Here is a 20,279-nt window from a genome sequence, read left to right on the forward strand (position 1 = left end):
GCTCAAGCGGGGCTGGAGGGCCTCAGGAAGTCCCGGACGTCCTCGAGCGACCCCTGTGTGCTGGCGATCTGGACGATCCGCCGGGCGATCTCGCGGACCGGGATGTTCGTGACGTTGGACGTGACGCGCATGTGGTCGAAGGCGTCCTCGGGACCGACGCCGAGGGTGATGGCGACGATGCCCTTGGCCTGTTCGATCGGAGCTCTCGTGGCGGCCGATGCCCGGATGGACGTGTCGGCGGCCTGGTTCGCCTGCCTGCTGATTCCCGCGGTCACGTCGACGAAGTAGCCCACCAGTGCGGTCACCCGGTCGGTCTGTGGGTCGCGGCGGCCTCGTCCGACCACGGTGAGCGTTCGTTCCTGCCCCGTGGCGTCCATGATGCGGTGGACGCTGCTGAAGGGTTCTCCGGTCGTGGCCGCCTGCGCGAGGATCCGCGAGACCCGGGACCGGTCCTCGGGATGCTTGTGCGCCAGGATGAGCTCCGTGGTGGGGACCACGTCACCGGGCTCGAAACCGTGGATCCGGTAGACCTCGTCCGACCACCACCACTCACGAGCCGTCAGGTCGTAGCGATAGTGCCCGACCGTGTGGTTGGCGCCGAGGGTCAGGGCGCGCTCGATCTCCAAAGGTTCCGCGCTCATGTGTGCAGCCTCCCGGATGCATGGTGCGCTGACGAGCCGCGTCCTGACTCCCCCCGACCGTAGCGTCAATACCGTGTCCGCGACAGCCCGGGGTAAGGGTGGCCAAACTTGATCGTGCGACTGGGAACTGCTGATGTGAGTGTGGGCGTAGGAGGGGGTGACCCGACCAGTGGATCCGCCTGAGCTCTTGAGCCTGCTCGCACGGTCCTTCGACGACACCGATGCGAACCGACCGCTGCCGGTCCGGTTGTGCGACGCGTGCGTCGACACCTTCCGGGCGCAAGGTGGGGCCCTGACGGTGCTGATCGCTGCGGGAGACCAGGTGGCCGTCAGCACACCCGGCGCCTTCGAGCAGCTCGAACCCCTCGAGGAAGTCCTCGGTGAGGGCCCGGTGCACCGGGCGCTGGCCGAGAACCGGCCGGTGGTCATGCGCCTCGGCGCGATGGTGGACGAGTATCCCGTCTTCTCCCATCTGGCCGGCTTGGCCGGTGCCGACGCGACGATCCACGCGGTGCCGATGCGGGTGGGGTCCCGCGTGGTCGGTGCCCTCAGCCTGTATGCCCTTCCGGGGCAGAACGGCCGGAGGGTGGCAGACCTGCAGTTCGCTGCCGACGTCGTCGGGGCTGATCTGCTGAGGAACGCCGGCCTGCTCAGCTGGCCCGAGAAGGCACCGTTCCACCAGGCCACCGGAATGGTCGCTGTCCAGCTGGGCATCCGGCCCGACGACGCGTCCGCGTTGATCCGGGCTCGTGCCTTCCGGCGCTCGACGAGCCTGCTCACCGTGGCGCAGGAGGTTCTCGAACGCCGAGGGATCTCGTTCCGCGACACCTGACCGACGGCGAGGTCCGCGCGCGGCGCGTCGGAACCTCTCCGACCCGCGCCAGGGCCGGACGCAGGGACAGCCCGCGACGGCGTGACCGTCGGCTCAGGCCGGGGACTCGGGGGTCCGGTCCCAGTCGCGGGGTGTGAGGTCCGGTCGGCGGTTCTCGTAGTCGCTGGACAGGAGCGGTGAGGAGATGATCATGTCCGCCGTGGCCACGTTGCAGGCCATGGGTACGTTCCACACCGCACCGATCCGCAGCAGTGCCTTGACGTCCGGGTCGTGTGGCTGGGCCTCGAGCGGGTCCCAGAAGAAGATCAGCAGGTCGAGAGTGCCCTCGGCGATCCGGGCACCGATCTGCTGGTCCCCGCCGACCGGTCCGGACAGGAACCGGTGCACGGGGAGGCCGAGCTCGTACTCGAGCATGGTGCCGGTGGTGCCGGTCGCGTAGAGCTGGTGCTCGGCGAGCGTGTCCCGGTTGTACTCGGCCCAGCGCAGGAGCTCGACCTTCATGTTGTCGTGCGCGACCAGGGCGATATGACGTTGCTTGACGGCCTGGTTCATCGAGACCTCCGATCGGCGCCGGGGCAGGCTGTGCCAGGGCTCGATGAGCCCAAGGAGCCGGGACCCCCGAATCCCCAGGCCGACGGTCCCAGCTCCTGCCCGAGCGCAGGCCCAGACCCCGTGCTCGGGTCCCGACCCGGGGAGTCTCCCGGGCCTCTGCCCTGCCGGGAGCCTACGTGGGTCGTCGGCCCTGAGCATGGTCCGGAACGGGTGAAAACAACCGACCGGCGGATGGCTGTGGTGCCCGGGGTCCGGGGCTGCGGGCGAGACGGGTGCTATTCATCGTGCCGGTCGCGCGCGAGGCGTTCGCGTCGGTCCTCCTCGCGCTTGGAGTAGGCGGCGGCGCGAATCGCCTCGTCCGACTCCAGGCCGGAACCGAGGCCACCGCCGACGGTCGCCGCTGACGCGACGAACCAGGCCAGGACCGCCAGGTCGCTGTAGCCGAGCGTGGCCTCGACGTAGCCGCCCATCACGTCGGGGTCCAGGACGAACAACGCCCACGCGAGATTCACGACGTAGAGCGCCACGTAGCAGATGGCCACACCGGCCAGCAGGGTCAGCACGGTCGAGGCGTTGTAGAGGCGGGACCTCTCCCGTGCCGGGGGCGAGTCGTCCTCGGGGCGGTCCCACAGTCCCCCGTCGATCACGAGCCAGGCCACGACGAGGGCGACCGAGGCGACGGAGGCGATCACCAGGCGCCACCACGACAGCGAGTCCGCCAGGACCCAGACGGTCGAGTTGATCGTGGCCACGGCGCCGGTCGCCAGCGCGGCCACGAGTGCCGACTTCAGCCCGGGTACCAACAGCCACGGACGGTTCGCGAGCACCATGCCGGCCAGCAGCCGCCACCTGCCACGCAGGCGTGGCAGGACGACGCGGTGCTCGTCGGCCTCGCTCGGCTCCGCCATCCTGCTGACCAGCGAGCGCACCGCCCGCCGCGCCTGGGTGTGGACCCGGAGCCCGCCGAGCGCGGGCAGGGAGAGTACTGCGGTCCGTCGATCGGGGTCGGTGTCGGCCAGCAGGTGGCGGCCGTCGCCGTCGTGCAGCGGGAGCTCGGTCAGGCCGACGACGAGGTCCCAGTCTCGATCGCGGGCCTCGTCCCACAAGCGGTCCATCGCGGTCCGGATGTCCTCGGACCCGGTCGTGAACGGCTCGCTCACCACGGTGACGTCCCACGCGGCGCCACCGTCGGGCGGGCCCAGGTCAGCCATTCCTCGGGCGATCACGGTCGGGGCGGCCGGGTCGGCCACGAGTCCGACACGGACGAGTTCCACGTCGTCACGCTCGCCGGCGTGCGACGGCTCCCCAGATGGCGAGGACGATGAGCGAACCGATGAGGGCCCAGAACCACGTCGTCAGCGAGAAGAAGGACTCGTTGACCTGGACGTCGAAGAGCGCTCCGCCGATCCAGCCGCCCAGCAGCGCGCCGAGAACTCCGACGACGAGCGTGATGAACCAGCCCCCGGCAGCTCTGCCGGGCAGGATCGCCCGGGCGATCGCTCCCATGATGAGTCCGATCAGGATCCAGCCGATGATTCCCATAGCAGCTCCGTTCGAGAGTGCGTCCCCCGTATCCACGGGACGCTCGGGCTCAGCCCTGGACGACGATCTGTCGCGAAACCACTTTCACCCGGCAGGCCGAAGCTCGCCAGGGGAGAGCCGTGCCCCTCGCGGGCGCTTTCGTACCGGCCGTGACCTGGTGCCGCCGCCGGGGGCGGCTGCTCCTGGGCCTCTGGGCCTCTGGGCCTCTGGGCCCGGTGGCAGCGGCCGGCCACCCGACCGGTGTCACGACCGGTTGCCCGGCTGGTGGCCGCTCGCGAGCTCGTGGGCCTCGGCGGCGAGCTCGGGCCAGTCCTCGGGGTCCGAGACCGTCACCCAGTCGGCGCCGGGGTCGTGCCGGAGGAACTCCGCGATGTCGCGCTTGATCAGGTCGTCCGCGCGGCCGGCGGGCAGCCGGACGGCGAGCGAGCTGCCCGCCAGGAACGCGAACGCCGTCTGATTCACCACGAGGGCTCCCTCACGCACGGTGACGTCGCGGTCCGGGTCCTGTTCGAGGGCGGTCCTGAGAGCTTCGTAGCGGGCATCCGTGGTCATCGTGAAGTCTCCTGTCGTGCGCCTACGAGGGGACCGGGCCTCGTCCACCCTCGATCTCGAACACGGTAGCCGTTCGCGCGGGTCCGCGCGCCGATCGAGGACGGCCTACCTGTCGCGATCCGGCGTGAGGCGCTCGAGGACGGCGCGGGCGACGGGCTTGTACTGGGCGTAGCGGTCGGGGTACGCCGAGACCTCGACGGCCTGGGCGGCCTGCCCCGGGTGCAGGTCCTCCCACCCGTCGATGTCGAGCAGGCCTCGCGGCGAACCGCCGTTCGGTCCGTCCGGGCCACCGAAGAAGGCGGCGGCCTGGTACTCCGGTCGCATGAGCTGCTTGACGCTGCCCCAGTCGGCGGCAGGGCGCATCTGGAACAGTCCGAGGCTGTCGAAGTCCTGGCCGACGCCGTCGTGGGGGTGCTTGACCGAGGCCGGGTAGGCGCCGGGGTTGGCCAGCATCTGCAGGTGAGACTCCGTCAGGGCGGCCATGAGCGCGACGATGATCCCGTCACGCCCGACGCCCCGGGTGCGGGAGCCCACGGAGATGATGGTGGCGGCGTGGCGCAGCTGGCTCCGGTCCAGGGACACCGGAATGCCGTCGACGGTCTTCGCGGTGAGACCGGTGGGCAGGTGCTGCACCGTCACCCGGTTGCCGCTGCGGGAGGCGCGGTCGGCGCGGTCGGCGTGGCCGCGGCCCTCGCCGTCGCGGGGGTCCCGGCGGTCGTGGCCGCCGTGACCGGCACGGTGGTGACCGCTGCCGGGGCCCTCGCCTGTTCCGCCGGCGGCACCGGTGGAGGAGGCGGAGAGGGCGTAGGTGACCGGGGCGGTGGCTGGTCCGAACAGCAGGACCGCGAGGAGGAAGGTGGCGACGACGCGCGTCAGGGAGATCGGACCGGGGGTGCGGGATCGCAGGGGGTTGAGTCGCTGGCGGGCAGGCATGGCAAAGAGCACCGGCCAACGATGCCCTGACCGGTGGAAGAAACGTGTGAGGCGAACGTGTGAGGAGGTGGCTGCTGTGGTGCGATCGCGGCAGCCCGCCCGAAGCCGTACCGACCGGGGCGTCGGGCGAGAGCCCGCCTCGTGCCCGGATCCACGGGTCGGAGGTGAAGTCGCAGGTGAGTCGACGCCGGAGCCCCACGGGGACCACGAACGGCCGCGGGGGAGTGTGGCCCGCGCCACGGGAGAGCCGGTGAAGTTCGGACTTCACGGCGCCCAGGCGGTGCCCACGAGTGTGTGCGCCGCCACTGGGAACAAGCCACCCGCGCGGCGAGGTTGAGGCGGGTGCGCCTCGGACGTCGGGGCGGCCACGCTGCGAGAGGGGTGAGTGCATGGGCGAGTCGCATGACGAGGGGCTGGACGCGCTGATCGGGGCGATACCCGAGGGCTGGTCCCGTGCGCGGGTGGCGGGCGAGACGTGGGGCGTGACGCGCACCACGCGTGCCGGAGGCAAGGTCGTCTCGTTGGAGGCGGAACGCCTCGGCAGCGCCGAGGGGCTCGGCGCGAACATCTGGTTCACCGCGGACGGCGCCGTGCTCAAGCCGTGCGAGGTGCCCGCGGAGCGGGTGATGCAGTTCCTGCGGTCCGCGGCGTCGCCGGAGGGCGACGCTCGCGGGACGACCCCCTGAGCGCCCGGATAGAGTCCTCGCCGTGAACAGCGGATGGCAGGACATCATCAGCTCGGTCCACGAGGGCGCCGGCGGCCCGTGGATGTGCCCGGAGTGCGACGAGGTCGCCGTCGAGCTGGGTCAGCGTTTCGTGCGTCGCGGGGTCGTCGAGTCGACGCTGCTCTGTCTCGCCTGCCAGGCCGGGGCTCACGAGTCCCCGGCCGGATGGAGTCGTTGACCGGTCAGGTCCGCATCCCCTAGCCTGACCGCCGGACGTCCAGGACTGTCCGAGTCAAGGGAGACTTCGCGAGGCTGGGTCCGACACCCCGTCGTCCACGGTCGGGCGCCTCGGGGCGCGGGCGCCGAGGCTCTCCGCAGGGCGTGACGAAGGGAATCGATGATGATGCCGGAGTTTCGCGCACGACGATGACAGCGCTGACATCGGCCGTCGAACGACCGAGCACCACCGAACGAAGGAGCGAACGATGAGGTTCACCAGAGTTGCCGCCACGGTCGTCGCGCTGGCCTGCGCGCTGGGGACGGCGGCCCCCGCCGACGCCGACGCCGACGCGCAGCCGGCCGGCGCCCCGGCGGTGTCGCAGCGCACCCAGGTGCAGCGGGCGCTCGCGTCGTACGACGCGATGCGCGAGTACATGGCCGCGGGTGACGGTTCCGGCCTCTACCGCGAGCGGTACCCGAGCGGGGCCGACGACCGCACCTACTCGTTCGAGTGGCCGCACTCCCAGGCGCACGTCGCGACGCTCGACCTCACCGGGCTGCCGGGGGCCGCGGGGCGGTCGTTCGAGGACGATCTCGCCGACGTCGCCCGCGGGCAGGAGCACTTCTGGAACGCCGACGGCGGCACCACAGGGCTGCCCGGCTACGACTCGTACCCGCGCGCCCCGTACGGCGGTGGCGGCGACATGTTCTACGACGACAACGAGTGGGTCGCGCTCGCCAAGGTGCAGCAGTACCTGGCGACCGGCGACGAGGCGGCGCTCGGACGCGCCGAGGAGATCTTCGAGCTCGTGGTCTCCGGGTGGGACACCGACCCGTCGCACCCGGCGCCCGGCGGCGTGTTCTGGACCCAGGCCACCTGGAGCACCGACCGCAACACCGTCTCCACGATGCCCGGCGCGCAGCTCGCCACCCGCCTGTACCTGATCACGGGGGAGCGGCACTACCTCGACTGGGCCCAGCGGATGGTGGGGTGGACCGACGAGCACCTGCTCGCGCCGAACGGGCTCTACTGGGACAACATCAAGCTCGACGGGACCATCGACCGCACGCAGTGGTCGTACAACCAGGGCGTCCCGCTGGGCACCTACACCCTGCTGTACGAGGCGACGGGCGACAGCAAGTACCTCGCCAGGGCGAAGGCGATCGCGGCGGCGTCCTACCGCTACTACGTGACCGAGGGGCGGCTGGACGGCCAGCCGATGTTCTTCAACTCGATCTGGTTCAAGAACCTCCTGCTGCTGGAGTCCGTGACCGGCGGCACGACGTACCGGCACGCCATGGCGGACTACGCCGACCACCAGTGGCGCACCGAGCGCGAACCCGCGACCGGGCTGTTCAACGCCGGGGACGAGCACACCGAGCTGCTGGAGCAGGCGGCGATGGTCCAGATCTACGCCACGCTGGCCTGGCCCCGCGAGCAGGCGTCCATCCTGTACTGACCCGTACTGACCCGTACTGAGACGGTTCCTCCAGAAATAGTCGGCGACGAGCAGCGGTTACCGACACCATGGACGACAGCACCCGCGAACCCCTGGTGCGCAGCGCCGAGGACCTGCGCTTCACCGATGACGAGGAGAACTCCCGGTACGCCCTGTATCTCGGCGAGGACCTGGTGAGCACGCTCGAGTACCAGGACGACGGCGCCACAGTCGCCTTCACCGCCACCTTCACGGAGCCCGCCTTCCGCGGGCACGGATATGCGGGTGAGCTGACCGACCGGGCGGTGGCCCTGCTCGAAGAGCGGGGCGACCGCTCGGTCGAGGCCGTGTGCCCGTTCGTCGTGGACTGGTTCGAACGTCACCCGGACCGCAACCACATCCTTCGGCGCCGCGGGTGACCGTGCTCGACGTCGAGGCCCTCCGCGGCCTGCCGCACCGCGAGGCCTCCGGCCGACTCCTCGCCGGCGGCTGGAACGTGTGCGGGCTCGGGGACTGGGCCACCGTCTGGCGGTCGCCGGACGGCGCGCTCGTCGCCCGGGTCAGCCCGTTCGAGCCGGCCTACGGTGTCTTCGTCGAGCTGTGCCGCTCCCTGGAGGGCAATCCGCTGCTCCCGCGCATCGAGCTCGACGCGCCCTTGGCGGGCGGGGGTCGCATCACCGTGCTGGAGTTCCTGACGCCGGTCGGGCGGGCGGAGGCGGAAGCCGTCGTCGGCCGCTGGAACGTCGCCGCTCCGGACGACCCGATCACCGTTGTGCGCCGGAAGGCGGAGCAGCTCGATGCAGAGGCCGCCCGGTCCATCCCGTTCTGGGGCGGGCTGGACCACAACAGCGGCAACGTCCTGCGCAACGCCGCCGGCGAACCGAAGCTCGTCGACCTGTTCTACGCCGCCGGCCTGGAGATCTACCGGGTCCTGCGGGAGGACCCGGCGCGGCTCGCCGAGGCGATCCCCGCGGAGCACCGCCGCTACATCTGCGACATCGCCGCGCTCGCCCGCAGGTCCGACCCGGACGAGCTGGCCGCGCTGCGAGCGGCCGCGGACAGCATCGGCTGAGTGCCGCGCTGTCCGCGCGTGCACCACGGGGATGCGGGCCGGTCAGGAGGGCTCCTCCTCGACGATCCCCTTCAGCACGGTCATCGCGCCCATGCCGTTGGGCCACCCCGTGTAGAACGCCAGCTGCAGCAGGGCCTCCTTCAGCTCGTCGTCGGTGACGCCGTTCCGCCGGGCGTGTCCGAGGTGGAACCGGCCGGTGGGAGTCTCCGTCAAGGGGCGTACCGACAGGGGATCCCTCGTCGTGTGCCCGCGCCGTACGTTGGATCGTGCCGGCCCGCGCCGCGCAGGGAACTGACGCGCAGGGAACTGACGCGCAGGAACAGAACAGACGAGGAACACGAATGTCCGACGACGAGTTCGATCAACCCTTCCCGCTGGGCGAGAAGAACGATGCCTACGCCCGGTACTTCATCGGCCAGAGCTATCTGGCCCCGCTCGCGGGCGGGAGTGTCCCGGTCAGCAACGTCTCCTTCGAGCCGGGATGCCGTAACAACTGGCACATCCATCACGGCAGTGACGGTGGCGGTGACCAGATTCTGCTGTGCACGGCCGGCAGCGGCTGGTACCAGGCCGACGGTGAGGAGCCCGTGAGCCTGGAGCCGGGATCGGTGATCCGCGTCCCGGCGGGGACGAAGCACTGGCACGGGGCGAAGGCGCACTCGTGGTTCTCCCACCTCGCTCTCGTCACGCCCGGCGCGGACGTGCGCAACGAATGGCTGGAACCGGTCACCGACGAGGTGTACGGCCGGCTGTGAGCGCAACCGTGTCGGTGGTCCGCCTGCCTCGGCGTGCGCCGCACAGGCAAGGTGCGCGGCGCACGCCGAGGCAGGCGGCACGGCCATCGTCACCACCGCCGTCGTCACTCGCACGCCGACGGCCCACCGGGGGCGGACGCGGGGCGCTCGGCGAGCCCGTCATTCCTGCGTCGCCAGGCCGGCGCGCAGGTCCGGCGATGCGAGAAGTTGCCTCCGGAAACTACCTGACCTGCGGAAACACCGTACGAGAGGCCCAGTTTTCGCGGGGCACGCGAGCGCTGGTATCCGGTGTTACCGTGCAAGTCCGGGGCTCATACGATGCGACGACGCACCGTTCGATCGTCCCGAACTGCGAGGAACACCATGGACGACAAGCTCACATTCGCGGCGGTCCTGCTCGGTGGGTACCTGCTCGGTCGGACCAAGAAGCTGAAGCTGGCGCTCGCGGTCGCCGGCGCCCTCGGCGTCAGAGAGCTCAGGGCACATCCAGACCTGCTCAAGGCCGGCGGCGCCGCCCTCTCCACCCCGGCGATCAAGAAGCTCACCGATGAGGTGTCCGGCCGGCTCGTCGAGGCGGGCAAGACCGCCGTCGTCGCGGCCGCGGCCAAGCGTGTCGACAGCCTCGTCTCCAACCTTGAGGAGCGTGCGGGAGCGCCCCTCGCGTCCCGCGGCGGGGAGCAGCCGGCCGACGAGGAGACCGGCGACGAGCCGGCACCCGAGGACGAGTCCTCCCCCGAGGAGGCCACGGCGGAATCGCGCTCCGGGGACGACGAACCCGAGGGCGAGCAGACGCAGGCCGACGACGAACAGGCCGACGACGAACAGGCCGACGACGAACCGGCCGACGACGAACCGGCCCCCCCGAAGTCCGCAGCACGTCGGCGACGCGCGGCATCGGAGAGCTCGTCGCGCACCTCGGGCCAGGGCCGGTCCAAGCAGGGCGCCTCCGCCGGGGGCGCCAAGAAGTCGACCGGGACGAGGTCCACGACGCGGTCGACCAGCGGGAAGTCGACGAGGAAGCCGAGCTCCCGCTAGTCCCACGCGCCTGGTGCCGCGAGCGGTGCCGGGAAGGAGCATCCCATGAGCAACCAGTCCTCCCAGAAGACCAAGGAGGCACCCCAGCCGCTCGCCGCTCTGCGCGACTCGGCCGGAGGCTACGTCAAGGCGCTCGCCGACCACGCGGTCGACAACCTGACGGAGAAGGTCAGCGGCCTGACGGACCGGCTCACCCAGTACGCCGAGGGGTCCGGCACCGAGGGGGGCGGCGCCAAGGCCTCCGCGGCCGCCAAGGGCGCCGAGGAGCTCGCCCAGGGTGCGTCGCCGGTCAAGGCAGGCCTGTCCGCCGCGGTCACGGGCGTCAAGGAGAAGGTCAAGGACGTCTTCGGTGGCGGGAGCAGTGGGGGCGGCGGGAGCGCCAAGAAGTTCAAGTTCAACAACATCGTCGAGGCGATCGACGTCGGCGCTCCGCTCGGCGTGGTCTACAACGCGTGGACCTCGTACGAGAAGTGGCCCGAGTTCATGAAGAAGGTCGAGCACACCGAGCTGGACGAGGAGACCGGCGAGGTCCAGCTCAAGGGCCAGGTGTTCTGGTCCCACCGCCAGTGGGACACCGTCATCACGGAACAGGTACCGGATCGACGGATCGTCTGGGAGTCCAGCGGGGCCAAGGGGCATCTCAGCGGCGTCGTGACGTTCCACCCGCTGGGTGACGACCTCACGCGACTGGTGATCGTCGTCGCGTACTTCCCCCAGGGCTTCATGGAGAAGACCGGGAACATCTGGCGGGCGGTGAACCGGCGCGTCCGGCTGGAGCTCAAGTACTTCGTGCGTCATGTCATGACCGAGTCGGTGCTGCGCCCCGAGGACGACGAGGGATACCGCGCCGAGATCCACGACGAGGAGGTGGTCCGCAGCCACGAGGAGGTCGTGGAGGAGGAGCGCGCCGCCGAGGAGGACGAGGGCGAGGAGTACGAGGGCGAGGAGGAAGGCGAGGAGTACGAGGACGAGGAGGAGGACGAGGAAGAGGACGAGGAGGAGGACGAGGAAGAGGGGTCCGACGAGGAGACCGAGACCAAGAACAGGTAGGGGTCGCGATGACTGCTGTGACCACGAGAGCCCCGAGCTCGGGGTACGTCGACCGTCCGTCGTCCGCCTCGCTGGCAGACGTCATCAACATCATCCTCGACAAGGGTCTGGTGATCGATGTCTTCGTGCGGGTGTCGCTCGTCGGCATCGAGGTGATCACCATCGACGCGCGCATCGTCATCGCCAGCGTCGACACCTATCTCCGGTTCGCCGAGGCCACCAACCGGCTCGACCTCGCCCGGACCGGCGGCCGGGACCTGCCGGAGCTGATGGAGGGGATCTCCGAGAGCGGTGCACGTGGCAAGACCAAGGGCGTGCTGAAGACCGCCAAGGAGGCTCTCGTCGGCAGCGGCGAGGACGACGAGGACGAGGACGAGGAGCAGGCCGAGGAGGAGGAACGGCCGGGAGCCGGGAGCGACGCCGACGACGAGCGGCGCGAACCGGTCTCACGCCGGGGCCGACGTCGCGTCTCCACGTCCTAGCGGACGCGGGAACGCCCATCGCTGCGGGGAGGGAGCGTGCTGTACCTCTATGGACTCGTGCTTCCCGACGTCGATGTGCCCGACGACCTGGCCGGTCTCGGGGCGAAGGACGTGCGCGTGATCGGGCTGGGGGAGGTCTCCGCCGTCGTGTCCGACGTCGACACCGACGAGCTCGTCGGGACGCCCGCCGAGATCCGTGCCCATGTCGCCGTGCTCGACGCGGTGGCGGCCGACCACGCGGTGCTGCCGATGAGGTTCGGGACGGTGGTGCCCGACGAGACGGCCGTCGAGCGGGCCTTCCCGGCCGGGCGTCGCGCGGCGTTCGCCGACGAGCTGCGCCGGCTGGCCGGTCTCGCTCAGCTCACCGTCCGGGCGAGGTACGTCCAGGACACCGTCCTGGCCGAGCTGGTCGCGGAGGACGTCAAGATCGCGAGGCTGCGGGAGACCCTGCGGCACCTGCCCCCGCACGCGCTGCGGGACGCCCGCATCCGGCTGGGCGAGCTCGTCGTCCGAGGATTCGCCCGCAAGCGGGCGCGGGACATCGATGTCGTGCTCGACGAGCTCGCCCCGTTCGCGGTCGAGATCCATGAGAACGAGACGCGGCAGGTCGACGAGGTGCTGGAGCTTGCCGCACTCGTGCGGCGGGCGGGACGGACGAGGTTCGAGGCCGCGCTCGAAGGGATCGCTGAGCGCGAGCACGGCCGCATCACCTTTCGTCTCGTGGGACCGCAGGCCCCGTACGACTTCGTCGAGGACTGGTGAACCATGGGCCTGCTGAGAGGGCTGCTGTCCATCCCGCTGGCTCCGGTCCGCGGCACCATCTGGGTGGCCGAGCAGGTGCGCGACGAGGCCGAGCGCCAGTACTACGACGTCGGGACCCTGCGGCGGCGGTTGGAGGAGGTCGGCCGGGCGCGGGACGACGGCGACCTGTCCGACGACGAGGCCGACGCGCTGGAGGCCCAGCTCGTCGCCCGACTGGTCGAGGCGAACCGCCGCGCCCGGGAGAGGGGAGAGCGATGAACGACTCGGACACACGCACCGGTGAGCGTGGCCGTCGACGTCCGGCGGGCAAGCGACAGGGCGGTACGGGAGGCGGACGGGGGCGCCTGACGGCGGTGCAGGCGGCCCGGTCGGCGGTCGAACAGCTCGTCGAGCTCACCGGGCGCCGGCTGGAGAGCGTCGTCGGGATCCGCGCCGAGGACGAGAAGTTCGTCGTCGTGATCGAGGCCGTCGAGGACGCGCGCGTGCCGAGCACCGCGGACGTCATGGCCGAGTACGAGGTGGAGCTCGACGACCACGGCGTGCTCCTGGGGTATCGACGCACGACCCGCTACATCCGCGGGAGCACGGACGACGGGTGACGTGGCACGACAGCCGCGGCCACGTGGGGCAGCCGGTACCGGCGAAGGAGGTGACCTGGAATGAGCGTGGTCGGTGGTCACGACCGCTCGATGGAGCCGCAGCGCGACCCGGACGGGTCGCTCGTCAACGTGATCGAGACGCTCCTCGACAAGGGCCTCGTCGTCAACGCGGACATCATGGTCTCGCTGGCCGGCGTGGAGCTCCTGGGCATCCGGATCCGGGCAGCTCTGGCCTCGTTCGAGACCGCGGCGCGGTACGGCCTCGAGTTCCCGGCCGGCACCAACACCGAGACGCTCGCCTGGCGGCGCGCCATCGAGCAGAAGGAGACCTGCCCCAGGTGCGGCAAGACGTCGCCGCGCGCGCAGCTGCTGGACGACCTGTGCCCGTGGTGCGGCTGGCGCAGCGCCCTGGCGGAACGGAACGCGGACCGCCGAGAGCTGGACCGCACGGACCAGGAGGGCCCCCGTGACAGCTGATCCGGGGGTCCGCGGTGGTGACGCGGCCGGGATGGAGCCCACCCGCGACCTGGGCGCGACCCTGCCCGACCTGCTCGACGTCATGCTCGACAAGGGCGTCTACCTGGACCTGGACCTCATCATCTCCGTGGCGGACGTACCGCTCATCGGGGTCAGCCTGCGGGCCGCCGTCGCCGGTGTCGAGACCATGCTCGAGCACGGTCTGATGCGCAGCTGGGACGAGCAGACCCGGCAGTGGGCGCGGCGCAAGGCCGGGCGGTCCGTCCCGCTGGCCGACGGCGAGGCGATCGTCCTGCGGATGGCGGGCGGGCATCTCCAGGCCGAGCCGTACCGGAGCTGGCGCCCGGGGATCGTCTACCTGACCTCGAGGAGGCTCGTCGTCTGGCGGGCCGACCCGCGCGAGATCCTCTGGCAGACGCCGCTGGAGGACCTGGTCGCGGTCGACCTGCGGCCCGAGGCCGGTGTCGACGGCCCGGACCGGCTCCGGGTGCGCGTGCTCGTGCCCTCCGGGCACGTGTGGCTCTCCGCCGCCGCCCCGCAGCGCCTCCACGACGCGCTGCGGCAGACGGTCGCCACCAGGGAGGGGGCCCGCGATGGAGATCGATGAGAGCAACCTGAAGAACGGGCTGCTCACCCTCGTGGTCACGCTGGTCGAGATCATCGAGGAGGCGCTGGAGAGCCAGGCGATCCGCCGGCTGGAGGGCGGCGAGCTGACCGAGGAGGAGCAGGAGCGCCTGGGTCAGGCCCTGCTCGACCTCGACGACGCGATCGGGCAGATCAAGACCGACCACGGGCTGGAGGCGTCCGTCGCGGACCTGAGGAGTGGGCTGGACGATGTCGTCGACGACATCGTCCGCGGCCTCACCGCGCAGGGCGGGACGCCGGGGCCTGCCGGACAGTCCGGACGACCCCGTCGGCCCGGACCGGAGGGCCCGTGACCGGCGACCACCTCTATCTCTACGGCATCGTGCCGGCCGCGCCGCCGGACCTCGGGACCGGCATCGACGGGGCGACCCTGCACGCGCTCGCCGGGCCGGACGGTGTGACCGCCGTCGTCCACGAGCACGACGGCGGTCCGTACCAGGGGCCGGACGTCGACGTCCGGCGCTGGGCGGTCGAGCACAGTGTCGTGGTCGAGCGCGTCTGGCGCACCGCCGGCACGGTGCTGCCGGCCAGCTTCAACGTGATCGTCGCGCCCACCGTGGACACACCGGCCGGGCAACGGCTCACGGCGTGGATGGAGACCCATGCCACCCCGCTGCGCCAACGCCTCGACGCGCTCCGCGGGCGGGTCGAGCTCCACGTGGAGATCAGCCTGGACCGGCACGAGACCGCCCAGGAGCATCCTGACGTGACCGCTGCCCTGGCCGACCTGGGGACCCGGCCCCCGGGCGTCCAGCGGCTGCTCCGCAAGCGCGTCGACCAGCTGGAGCGCGAGATCACCGAGGCCCGGGCGCGCGACCGGCACGCCGTCTACCGCCGGCGCCTCGCGGCCGTGAGCGAGGGGCTGGACGAGAACCGCCGGGCGCACCTCGCCGCCGGGACCTCGCTCGTCCTGTCGGTGGCTCTGCTGGTACCGGCCGACGACGTGCGCGGTGTGGGTACGGTCCTGACGGCGATCCAGGGTGAGGAGCCGGCGGCGCGGATCCGCTATGTCGGCCCGTGGCCGCCGTACTCGTTCGCCGACGTGACCGCGCTGGGGCCGCCGGGCTTCGAGCCCTAGTGCGAGCGCAGCGCCTTGATCAGGCCGCTCCTGCGGGACGGCGCCGCGGAGTCGTCGGCGCCGCGTGCCGGCGCGGTGTGTCGGGACCGAGGACCGCCGGCAGGAGGCAGGCCCTCGGTGGCGGGACCTTCGAGCAACGTGCCGTCGGCCGCGAACCGCGAGCCGTGCACCGGGCAGTCCCAGGACTCGTCCTGGTCGTTCCAGCGGACGACGCCGCCGAGGTGCGGGCAGATCCGGGACACGCGCCGTGCGCCGGCACGCTGTCCGGTGGGCCGGGTCACCGCACAGGCCCAGCCCGTGGTCTGCGCGCCGAACGTGGCCGCCGTGCCGGCCGAGGGTTCGGGCGGGCGGGCCCACGGCTCGAGCGCCGGGCCCCACTCCACCGGATCACCCAGCACGCGGCCCGCGAGGGCGAGGCCGGCGGCGGCGCCGGTGGTCAGTCCCCACTTGCCGTAGCCGGTGGCGACGAGCACACGTTCGTCACCGGGCACCACCGGTCCGATCAACGGCAGCCCGGTGTCGCTCGAGTAGTCCTGGGCCGCCCAGGCGTGCCGCGCCGGTCCGACGGGCAGGGTGCCCCGGGTCCATCTCTCCAGCGTCGCCAGGCGCCAGGCCGGATCCGGCTCCCTGCCGGTGGTCCAGCCCTCGCCGCCCACCATGAGCAGGTCACCGGCCACCCGGAGCGAACGCACGGGCGGACCAGCGGTGATCGACATCGTGTCGGCGAAGCCCGGCGGGAGCGTCTGCGCGTCGGGCACGTCCCACGTGGTCAGCAGACTGCGGCCGGCCTCCAGCCTGAGGAACAGCCCGCCGAGCCTCCCGGGCGGAGCGCCGGTGGCCAGGATCACGCGGTCCGCCAGCACGGTGCCGTGGGTGGTGCGCAGCGCGACGCCCGACCGCAGCCGGCGCACCTGCCGGAGACGGACGCCGTCGTGCACGCGGACACCGCGGGAGCGCAGCCCGGCGCGGAGGGCCGAGAGCATGCGCAGCGGGTCGACCTGGGCCTGCCCGGGCAGACGCACCGCGCCGAAGGTGCGCACGGGGTACGGCGGCTCGTCCTCCCAGTGCGCGGCGAGCCCCTGCCGGGCGCACGTCGCGAGGACCGCCTCGACCACGGGCACCTCCTCCCGGGTGGTGGCGACGGTCAGGTCGTCCCGGTTCTCGACGGCGACGTCCAGGTCCTCCAGGGTTCGGCGCAGCCAGCCGAGACCCGCGAAGCCCGCCGCGAGGTAGGCCCCGACGGCGTCGTCGCCGTGCCGCGCCACGTGGGTGAGATGGGCGCCCTGCAGCACGGACAGCTTGCCGGTCGACCGGGCGGTGGTGGTGGCGCGGGCCGTGCCGGCGTCGAGCACCAGCACGTCGGCGCCACCGTCCGCGAGCAGCCGGGCGGTGACCACCCCGGTGATCCCCGCGCCGACCACGACCACGTCGGCGCGCAGGGGGCCGGGAGCGACGTCGGACACCCCGGCCGTGGGCGTCCCGCCCGGGGTGTCGTGGGGGTCGTTCTCGCTCACAGCGCGCCTCCTGTACCGGTGATCGGGAACGTCGTGGCGACGTTCTCAGGCTGGCACGCAGCCCCGGCACTCGCACGATGCGCGCCGAGCAGGAACCCCACGACGGAGTCCGCCCCGGGCGCGAGCGGGCACGGCCCTGCCTATGGTCGGTGGGACACGCGGCCGTGCGACAGCACGGGGAGGGGACGACGACATGCGCTTCGGATACACCCTGATGACCGAGCAGAGCGGGCCACGCGAGCTCGTCCGCTACGCGGCAGCGGCCGAGGAGGCGGGGTTCGACTTCGAGGTCTCCAGCGACCACTACTCGCCCTGGCTCACGGAGCAGGGGCACGCGCCGAACGCGTGGGTGCTCCTGGGGGCGGTGGCCCAGGCCACGAGCCGGGTGGAGCTGATGAGCTTCGTGACGTGCCCGACCATGCGGTACCACCCGGCCGTGGTGGCCCAGCAGGCGGCCACGCTCCAGCTCCTGGCCGAGGGTCGGTTCACACTGGGCCTGGGGGCCGGCGAGAACCTGAACGAGCACGTCATCGGCGAGGGATGGCCCGGCGTCGAGGTGCGCCACGACCTCCTGGAGGAGGCCGTCCACATCGTCCGGCAGCTGCTCACGGGCGAGCTGATCACCTGGGAGGGGCAGCACTTCCGCATCGACTCGGGGCGCCTGTGGGACGTCCCCGACGCCGGGGTGCCGATCGGGGTGGCGGTGTCCGGCGAGCGTGGGGTGGAACGGTTCGCCCCGCTCGCGGACCACCTGGTCCAGACCGTGCCGGACGCCGACGTGGTGCGCGGCTGGACCGAGCGGCACCCGGGAACCACGCGGGTGTTCGGGCAGGTGCCGGTCTGCTGGGACCCCGACGAGGACGCGGCCGTCGAGCGGGCGCACCGCGAGTTCCGCTGGTTCGGCGGCGGGTGGGCGGTCAACGCCGACCTGCCGACGCCGGCCGGTTTCGCGGCCGCCTCGCAGTTCGTCCGGCCGGACGACGTCGCGTCGTCGATCGCGTGCGGACCCGACCTGGACCGGCTGGCCGAGAGTGCGCGTCCGTTCCTGGACGCGGGGTTCACCGACCTTGCCTTCGTGCAGGTCGGCGACCACCACCAGGACCGGTTCCTCGCCGAGGCCGCGGGACCGCTGCTGGAGCGGGCGCGGGCACTCTAGGACCTCGTCGTGCGCGGCCCCGCCGCCGGCCTGGAGGCCGACGCACCCGTGCAGCAGGTCACGACCGACAAGGTGATCACCGTGGGTGTCACCGACCCGGTCGAGACCGTGGTCGAGGTGATGCGTGCGGGCGCCGTCCGCCGGGGCCGGCCCAACCGCTGAGCGAGGCCTGGTCAGGGCCCGGCCGCGGGCCGGAGGTGACCGAGGAGGGCGGCCACCAGGGCCTCCGGGTTCTCCTCGGCGACGTGATGGCCCGAGGGGATGCCGAACCCGTCCAGGTCGTCCGCCCAGGCGCGCCAGATCGCCAGCGGGTCGCCGTACAGGTCCTCCAGGTCGTCCTGGAGCGACCACAGGACGCGCAGGGGTGCGGCGACGCGCCGGTGGGCGGCCCGGTCCGCCTCCTCGTGCGCGCGGTCGACCGAGAGCCCGGCCCGGTAGTCCTCCAGCATCGAGCGCACCACCTCCGGGTGCCGGACGGCGGCCATGAGCTCGGCGTGGTTCTCGGCGCCCATGGTGCCGGCGTCCGCCTTCGGCCCGTACCACCCGACGGGGTTGGCGTTGATCACGCGCTCGGGGATGTCGGGCTGCGCGAAGAAGAACCAGTGCCACCAGCGCGTGGCGAAGTCCGCGTTCGCGCGGCGCAGGTGCTCGCTGAGGGGCAGGCAGTCGACGAGCACCAGCCGCTCGACCGCTTCCGGGTGGTCGAGGGCGAGCCGCAGCGCGACATAGCTCCCGCGGTCGTGCCCGACCAGGTGGAAGCGCTCGTGGCCGAGATGCCGCATGACCGTGACCATGTCCCGGGCGACCGCCCGTTTCGAGTGGGCGGAGTGGTCGCTGGTCGGTTCCGGGCCCCGTGAGCTGCCGTACCCGCGCAGGTCGGGGCACACCGCGGAGAACCCGGCGTCGACGAGCCGCGGGGCCACGCGGTGCCAGGTCGCCGACGTCCGCGGATGACCGTGCAGCAGCAGGACCGGTGCCCCCGGTCCGGCGTGCCGGACGAAGATCGACGCCTCGCCGGTGTCGACCTGCTCGGTCGCGAAGTTCTCGAACATGGGCCTGGGCCTCCACCTCGGTCGGGTCGGGTTGTTTCCGGTGCGGGTGTCGCGGTCGCCGGGGGTGCGGGTCAGCCGGGGAGTGCCTCGCTGGTCCACCCGTGGGCGAGGCGGCGATAGCGGACCCGGCGGCTCGGCCCGTCGTCCGAACCCTCCCAGAACAGGACGTCGACGGGCTCCACGGCATACCCGGCCCAGTCCGGCGGCGGATCCAGCACAGGATGGCTCGCGTCGAAGGCGGCCCAGCGGCGCTCCCGCTCGGACCGGGCGAGGCGGGCGAGCTCCGGGGTGTTGAGCCAGGCGAGCAGCTGCAGGTACCGCGACTGCCGCGCGTACGCCGTCCGGCTCTCCTCCGCCGACGTCGCCGACACCGTGCCGCGCAGCACGACCTGCCGGGCCTGCTCGTCCCAGCGGACCACGAGGGCCGCCCGGGGGTGCGCTCGCAGCTGGCGCACCTTCCTGCTGCGGGCATCGGTGTGGAACGCCACGGCATCCGGGCCGACGCCGGTCAGGAGGACCGTGCGCGCGTCGGGCAGACCGTCGGCGTCGACGGTCGCCAGGGTGGCGAGGGGCCCGTTCGGTTCGTCGTCCTCGGGCGCCCAGAGCCTGAGCAGGACGAACGGGTCGTCGGGCAGCGGCCCGTCCTGGACGTACCGCTCCGGCCACCTCGACGACATGTGTTCCTCCCGCTCGTCCGTCCACCGACCGCCGCTCCACCGACACCGTTCGCCGACCACCACTCTGCCGTGCCTCGACCGGTCCGTCATCGACTCAGCTCACGAGGGCCTGGGTGGCCGCCTCCTTCAGCCTCCCGTTCGCCCAGCGCGCCTGGCGCTGCGTCCCGGCGCGGCGCCGCTCGGCCAGGCCGAGCAGCCCGCACCAGGTGCACGTTGTTGACCTGCACTCCTGGCCCGGGCCGTAGGGGGTACGAGCCTCCAGGGCTCTGCGATGCGATCGGTGGACGTCACGCGTCCAGCGGATCGCCCCGTGCCGTCGCTCGCAACCGCTGGCGGGCGGGTGTCGCCGCGGGCGCCACCCGTCCCGAGCAGGATGCTGCGGCAAGGCTTGTCCGTCGCGGGAGGCACCGCTAATGTATCGATAAATTTGCCGCTGCCCGCGTGTCTTTCCGCAACAACGATGTTAGCGCTCACACGTCCTGGCCCGCGCAGCAGGTTCTCCGGAGCCACGGTGCTGACCGCACCGTCGGCAGCGGCAGCACGCAATGCC

General features: G+C 72.1%; 29 protein-coding genes. 19 read left to right on the top strand and 10 right to left on the bottom strand.

Going from position 1 to position 20,279, the window contains the following annotated elements; translation table 11 throughout:
* Window positions 1-2 precede the first annotated feature (2 nt).
* Window positions 3-641, bottom strand: coding sequence for a PAS and ANTAR domain-containing protein (locus ACH45N_RS14335; protein ID WP_397394911.1), 639 nt, complete (start codon window positions 639-641; stop codon window positions 3-5).
* Between the two features lie 187 nt (window positions 642-828).
* On the opposite strand from ACH45N_RS14335, the gene ACH45N_RS14340 reads away from it, so the two are divergent.
* Window positions 829-1,473, top strand: a complete 645-nt coding sequence (locus tag ACH45N_RS14340; RefSeq protein WP_397394913.1) for a GAF and ANTAR domain-containing protein — start codon at window positions 829-831, stop codon at window positions 1,471-1,473.
* Window positions 1,474-1,566: 93 nt separating this feature from the next.
* Here ACH45N_RS14340 and ACH45N_RS14345 read toward each other — a convergent pair whose 3' ends face one another.
* From ACH45N_RS14345 to ACH45N_RS14365, 5 genes are all read right to left on the bottom strand, one after another.
* A complete protein-coding gene (locus ACH45N_RS14345; RefSeq protein WP_397394915.1) occupies window positions 1,567-2,025 on the bottom strand; it encodes a methylglyoxal synthase in 459 nt (152 codons plus the stop codon).
* A 275-nt stretch (window positions 2,026-2,300) separates the two neighbouring features.
* Window positions 2,301-3,299 carry a hypothetical protein gene (locus tag ACH45N_RS14350; RefSeq protein WP_397394917.1) on the bottom strand — a complete coding sequence of 333 codons (999 nt, stop codon included), beginning with the start codon at window positions 3,297-3,299 and terminating at the stop codon, window positions 2,301-2,303.
* A 4-nt stretch (window positions 3,300-3,303) separates the two neighbouring features.
* On the bottom strand, window positions 3,304-3,567 hold the full coding sequence (locus ACH45N_RS14355; RefSeq protein ID WP_397394919.1) for a GlsB/YeaQ/YmgE family stress response membrane protein: 264 nt from the start codon (window positions 3,565-3,567) through the stop codon (window positions 3,304-3,306).
* Window positions 3,568-3,810: 243 nt separating this feature from the next.
* Window positions 3,811-4,119 carry a hypothetical protein gene (locus tag ACH45N_RS14360; RefSeq protein ID WP_397394922.1) on the bottom strand — a complete coding sequence of 103 codons (309 nt, stop codon included), beginning with the start codon at window positions 4,117-4,119 and terminating at the stop codon, window positions 3,811-3,813.
* A 105-nt stretch (window positions 4,120-4,224) separates the two neighbouring features.
* Window positions 4,225-5,064 (bottom strand): hypothetical protein, encoded by an 840-nt coding sequence (locus tag ACH45N_RS14365; RefSeq protein WP_397394924.1) that lies wholly within the window; start codon window positions 5,062-5,064, stop codon window positions 4,225-4,227.
* Window positions 5,065-5,441: 377 nt separating this feature from the next.
* On the opposite strand from ACH45N_RS14365, the gene ACH45N_RS14370 reads away from it, so the two are divergent.
* The 5 genes from ACH45N_RS14370 to ACH45N_RS14390 all read left to right on the top strand — a co-directional run bounded on the left by ACH45N_RS14370 (window position 5,442) and on the right by ACH45N_RS14390 (window position 8,447).
* A complete protein-coding gene (locus ACH45N_RS14370; protein WP_397394926.1) occupies window positions 5,442-5,738 on the top strand; it encodes a hypothetical protein in 297 nt (98 codons plus the stop codon).
* 22 nt (window positions 5,739-5,760) lie between these two features.
* Window positions 5,761-5,955 (top strand): hypothetical protein, encoded by a 195-nt coding sequence (locus ACH45N_RS14375; RefSeq protein WP_397394929.1) that lies wholly within the window; start codon window positions 5,761-5,763, stop codon window positions 5,953-5,955.
* Window positions 5,956-6,202: 247 nt separating this feature from the next.
* Window positions 6,203-7,396 (top strand): glycoside hydrolase family 76 protein, encoded by a 1,194-nt coding sequence (locus ACH45N_RS14380; RefSeq protein WP_397394932.1) that lies wholly within the window; start codon window positions 6,203-6,205, stop codon window positions 7,394-7,396.
* A 68-nt stretch (window positions 7,397-7,464) separates the two neighbouring features.
* Window positions 7,465-7,794, top strand: coding sequence for a GNAT family N-acetyltransferase (locus ACH45N_RS14385; protein ID WP_397394934.1), 330 nt, complete (start codon window positions 7,465-7,467; stop codon window positions 7,792-7,794).
* Entirely contained in the window at window positions 7,791-8,447 is a 657-nt protein-coding gene (locus tag ACH45N_RS14390) for a hypothetical protein (protein WP_397394936.1), read from the top strand. The genes ACH45N_RS14385 and ACH45N_RS14390 overlap by 4 nt, the downstream gene beginning before the upstream one ends.
* Before the next feature lie 42 nt (window positions 8,448-8,489).
* On the opposite strand, the gene ACH45N_RS14395 is transcribed toward ACH45N_RS14390, so the two are convergent.
* Window positions 8,490-8,660, bottom strand: coding sequence for a carboxymuconolactone decarboxylase family protein (locus tag ACH45N_RS14395; protein ID WP_397394938.1), 171 nt, complete (start codon window positions 8,658-8,660; stop codon window positions 8,490-8,492).
* A 128-nt stretch (window positions 8,661-8,788) separates the two neighbouring features.
* On the opposite strand from ACH45N_RS14395, the gene ACH45N_RS14400 reads away from it, so the two are divergent.
* The 11 genes from ACH45N_RS14400 (at window position 8,789) to ACH45N_RS14450 (ending at window position 15,330) form a co-directional block, all read left to right on the top strand.
* Entirely contained in the window at window positions 8,789-9,202 is a 414-nt protein-coding gene (locus ACH45N_RS14400; RefSeq protein ID WP_397394940.1) for a cupin domain-containing protein, read from the top strand.
* Window positions 9,203-9,565: 363 nt separating this feature from the next.
* Complete coding sequence (locus ACH45N_RS14405) at window positions 9,566-10,237, top strand: hypothetical protein (protein WP_397394942.1); 672 nt, start codon at window positions 9,566-9,568, stop codon at window positions 10,235-10,237.
* 45 nt (window positions 10,238-10,282) lie between these two features.
* Window positions 10,283-11,287: an SRPBCC family protein gene (locus ACH45N_RS14410; RefSeq protein ID WP_397394944.1), complete on the top strand. Its 1,005-nt coding sequence runs from the start codon at window positions 10,283-10,285 to the stop codon at window positions 11,285-11,287.
* A gap of 8 nt (window positions 11,288-11,295) precedes the next feature.
* Window positions 11,296-11,769: a gas vesicle protein GvpJ gene (gene gvpJ, locus ACH45N_RS14415; protein ID WP_397394946.1), complete on the top strand. Its 474-nt coding sequence runs from the start codon at window positions 11,296-11,298 to the stop codon at window positions 11,767-11,769.
* Window positions 11,770-11,805: 36 nt separating this feature from the next.
* Entirely contained in the window at window positions 11,806-12,531 is a 726-nt protein-coding gene (locus tag ACH45N_RS14420) for a GvpL/GvpF family gas vesicle protein (RefSeq protein ID WP_397394948.1), read from the top strand.
* Window positions 12,532-12,534: 3 nt separating this feature from the next.
* On the top strand, window positions 12,535-12,789 hold the full coding sequence (locus ACH45N_RS14425; protein ID WP_397394950.1) for a gas vesicle protein GvpG: 255 nt from the start codon (window positions 12,535-12,537) through the stop codon (window positions 12,787-12,789).
* Window positions 12,786-13,130 carry a gas vesicle protein GvpO gene (gene gvpO, locus ACH45N_RS14430; protein WP_397394952.1) on the top strand — a complete coding sequence of 115 codons (345 nt, stop codon included), beginning with the start codon at window positions 12,786-12,788 and terminating at the stop codon, window positions 13,128-13,130. Before ACH45N_RS14425 ends, gvpO begins: the two co-directional genes overlap by 4 nt.
* Before the next feature lie 60 nt (window positions 13,131-13,190).
* Window positions 13,191-13,607, top strand: coding sequence for a gas vesicle protein (locus ACH45N_RS14435; RefSeq protein ID WP_397394954.1), 417 nt, complete (start codon window positions 13,191-13,193; stop codon window positions 13,605-13,607).
* Window positions 13,597-14,214: a gas vesicle protein gene (locus ACH45N_RS14440; protein WP_397394956.1), complete on the top strand. Its 618-nt coding sequence runs from the start codon at window positions 13,597-13,599 to the stop codon at window positions 14,212-14,214. The genes ACH45N_RS14435 and ACH45N_RS14440 overlap by 11 nt, the downstream gene beginning before the upstream one ends.
* Window positions 14,201-14,545, top strand: a complete 345-nt coding sequence (gene gvpK, locus ACH45N_RS14445) for a gas vesicle protein GvpK (RefSeq protein ID WP_397394958.1) — start codon at window positions 14,201-14,203, stop codon at window positions 14,543-14,545. Before ACH45N_RS14440 ends, gvpK begins: the two co-directional genes overlap by 14 nt.
* Window positions 14,542-15,330, top strand: a complete 789-nt coding sequence (locus ACH45N_RS14450; protein ID WP_397394960.1) for a GvpL/GvpF family gas vesicle protein — start codon at window positions 14,542-14,544, stop codon at window positions 15,328-15,330. The genes gvpK and ACH45N_RS14450 overlap by 4 nt, the downstream gene beginning before the upstream one ends.
* Here the strand turns inward: ACH45N_RS14450 and ACH45N_RS14455 are convergent.
* On the bottom strand, window positions 15,327-16,844 hold the full coding sequence (locus ACH45N_RS14455) for an FAD-dependent oxidoreductase (RefSeq protein WP_397394962.1): 1,518 nt from the start codon (window positions 16,842-16,844) through the stop codon (window positions 15,327-15,329). The genes ACH45N_RS14450 and ACH45N_RS14455 overlap by 4 nt on opposite strands.
* Before the next feature lie 193 nt (window positions 16,845-17,037).
* On the opposite strand from ACH45N_RS14455, the gene ACH45N_RS14460 reads away from it, so the two are divergent.
* Together ACH45N_RS14460 and ACH45N_RS14465 are read left to right on the top strand one after the other, a co-directional pair.
* The gene (locus ACH45N_RS14460; protein ID WP_397394964.1) at window positions 17,038-18,000 is read left to right on the top strand and encodes a TIGR03557 family F420-dependent LLM class oxidoreductase; all 963 of its coding nucleotides are present in this window, start codon (window positions 17,038-17,040) and stop codon (window positions 17,998-18,000) included.
* 9 nt (window positions 18,001-18,009) lie between these two features.
* On the top strand, window positions 18,010-18,162 hold the full coding sequence (locus tag ACH45N_RS14465) for a hypothetical protein (protein ID WP_397394966.1): 153 nt from the start codon (window positions 18,010-18,012) through the stop codon (window positions 18,160-18,162).
* Between the two features lie 11 nt (window positions 18,163-18,173).
* Here the strand turns inward: ACH45N_RS14465 and ACH45N_RS14470 are convergent, their stop codons facing one another.
* Together ACH45N_RS14470 and ACH45N_RS14475 are read right to left on the bottom strand one after the other, a co-directional pair.
* Window positions 18,174-19,052, bottom strand: coding sequence for an alpha/beta fold hydrolase (locus ACH45N_RS14470; RefSeq protein ID WP_397394968.1), 879 nt, complete (start codon window positions 19,050-19,052; stop codon window positions 18,174-18,176).
* Window positions 19,053-19,123: 71 nt separating this feature from the next.
* Window positions 19,124-19,729 (bottom strand): pyridoxal 5'-phosphate synthase, encoded by a 606-nt coding sequence (locus tag ACH45N_RS14475; protein ID WP_397394970.1) that lies wholly within the window; start codon window positions 19,727-19,729, stop codon window positions 19,124-19,126.
* Between the last annotated feature and the right edge of the window lie 550 nt (window positions 19,730-20,279).

This window comes from Promicromonospora sp. NPDC019610 (assembly GCF_044389365.1).
Classification (GTDB): domain Bacteria; phylum Actinomycetota; class Actinomycetes; order Actinomycetales; family Cellulomonadaceae; genus Promicromonospora.

Excerpts from the sequence above, each read along its gene's own strand:
- ACH45N_RS14335 (WP_397394911.1), bottom strand. The coding sequence starts at position 641 with ATGAGCGCGGAACCTTTGGAGATCGAGCGCGCCCTGACCCTCGGCGCC.
- ACH45N_RS14345 (WP_397394915.1), bottom strand. The coding sequence starts at position 2,025 with ATGAACCAGGCCGTCAAGCAACGTCATATCGCCCTGGTCGCGCACGAC.
- ACH45N_RS14355 (WP_397394919.1), bottom strand. The coding sequence starts at position 3,567 with ATGGGAATCATCGGCTGGATCCTGATCGGACTCATCATGGGAGCGATC.
- ACH45N_RS14360 (WP_397394922.1), bottom strand. The coding sequence starts at position 4,119 with ATGACCACGGATGCCCGCTACGAAGCTCTCAGGACCGCCCTCGAACAG.
- ACH45N_RS14370 (WP_397394926.1), top strand. The coding sequence starts at position 5,442 with ATGGGCGAGTCGCATGACGAGGGGCTGGACGCGCTGATCGGGGCGATA.
- ACH45N_RS14380 (WP_397394932.1), top strand. The coding sequence starts at position 6,203 with ATGAGGTTCACCAGAGTTGCCGCCACGGTCGTCGCGCTGGCCTGCGCG.
- ACH45N_RS14385 (WP_397394934.1), top strand. The coding sequence starts at position 7,465 with ATGGACGACAGCACCCGCGAACCCCTGGTGCGCAGCGCCGAGGACCTG.
- ACH45N_RS14400 (WP_397394940.1), top strand. The coding sequence starts at position 8,789 with ATGTCCGACGACGAGTTCGATCAACCCTTCCCGCTGGGCGAGAAGAAC.
- ACH45N_RS14405 (WP_397394942.1), top strand. The coding sequence starts at position 9,566 with ATGGACGACAAGCTCACATTCGCGGCGGTCCTGCTCGGTGGGTACCTG.
- ACH45N_RS14410 (WP_397394944.1), top strand. The coding sequence starts at position 10,283 with ATGAGCAACCAGTCCTCCCAGAAGACCAAGGAGGCACCCCAGCCGCTC.
- gvpJ (WP_397394946.1), top strand. The coding sequence starts at position 11,296 with ATGACTGCTGTGACCACGAGAGCCCCGAGCTCGGGGTACGTCGACCGT.
- ACH45N_RS14425 (WP_397394950.1), top strand. The coding sequence starts at position 12,535 with ATGGGCCTGCTGAGAGGGCTGCTGTCCATCCCGCTGGCTCCGGTCCGC.
- gvpO (WP_397394952.1), top strand. The coding sequence starts at position 12,786 with ATGAACGACTCGGACACACGCACCGGTGAGCGTGGCCGTCGACGTCCG.
- ACH45N_RS14435 (WP_397394954.1), top strand. The coding sequence starts at position 13,191 with ATGAGCGTGGTCGGTGGTCACGACCGCTCGATGGAGCCGCAGCGCGAC.
- gvpK (WP_397394958.1), top strand. The coding sequence starts at position 14,201 with ATGGAGATCGATGAGAGCAACCTGAAGAACGGGCTGCTCACCCTCGTG.
- ACH45N_RS14460 (WP_397394964.1), top strand. The coding sequence starts at position 17,038 with ATGCGCTTCGGATACACCCTGATGACCGAGCAGAGCGGGCCACGCGAG.
- ACH45N_RS14470 (WP_397394968.1), bottom strand. The coding sequence starts at position 19,052 with ATGTTCGAGAACTTCGCGACCGAGCAGGTCGACACCGGCGAGGCGTCG.
- ACH45N_RS14475 (WP_397394970.1), bottom strand. The coding sequence starts at position 19,729 with ATGTCGTCGAGGTGGCCGGAGCGGTACGTCCAGGACGGGCCGCTGCCC.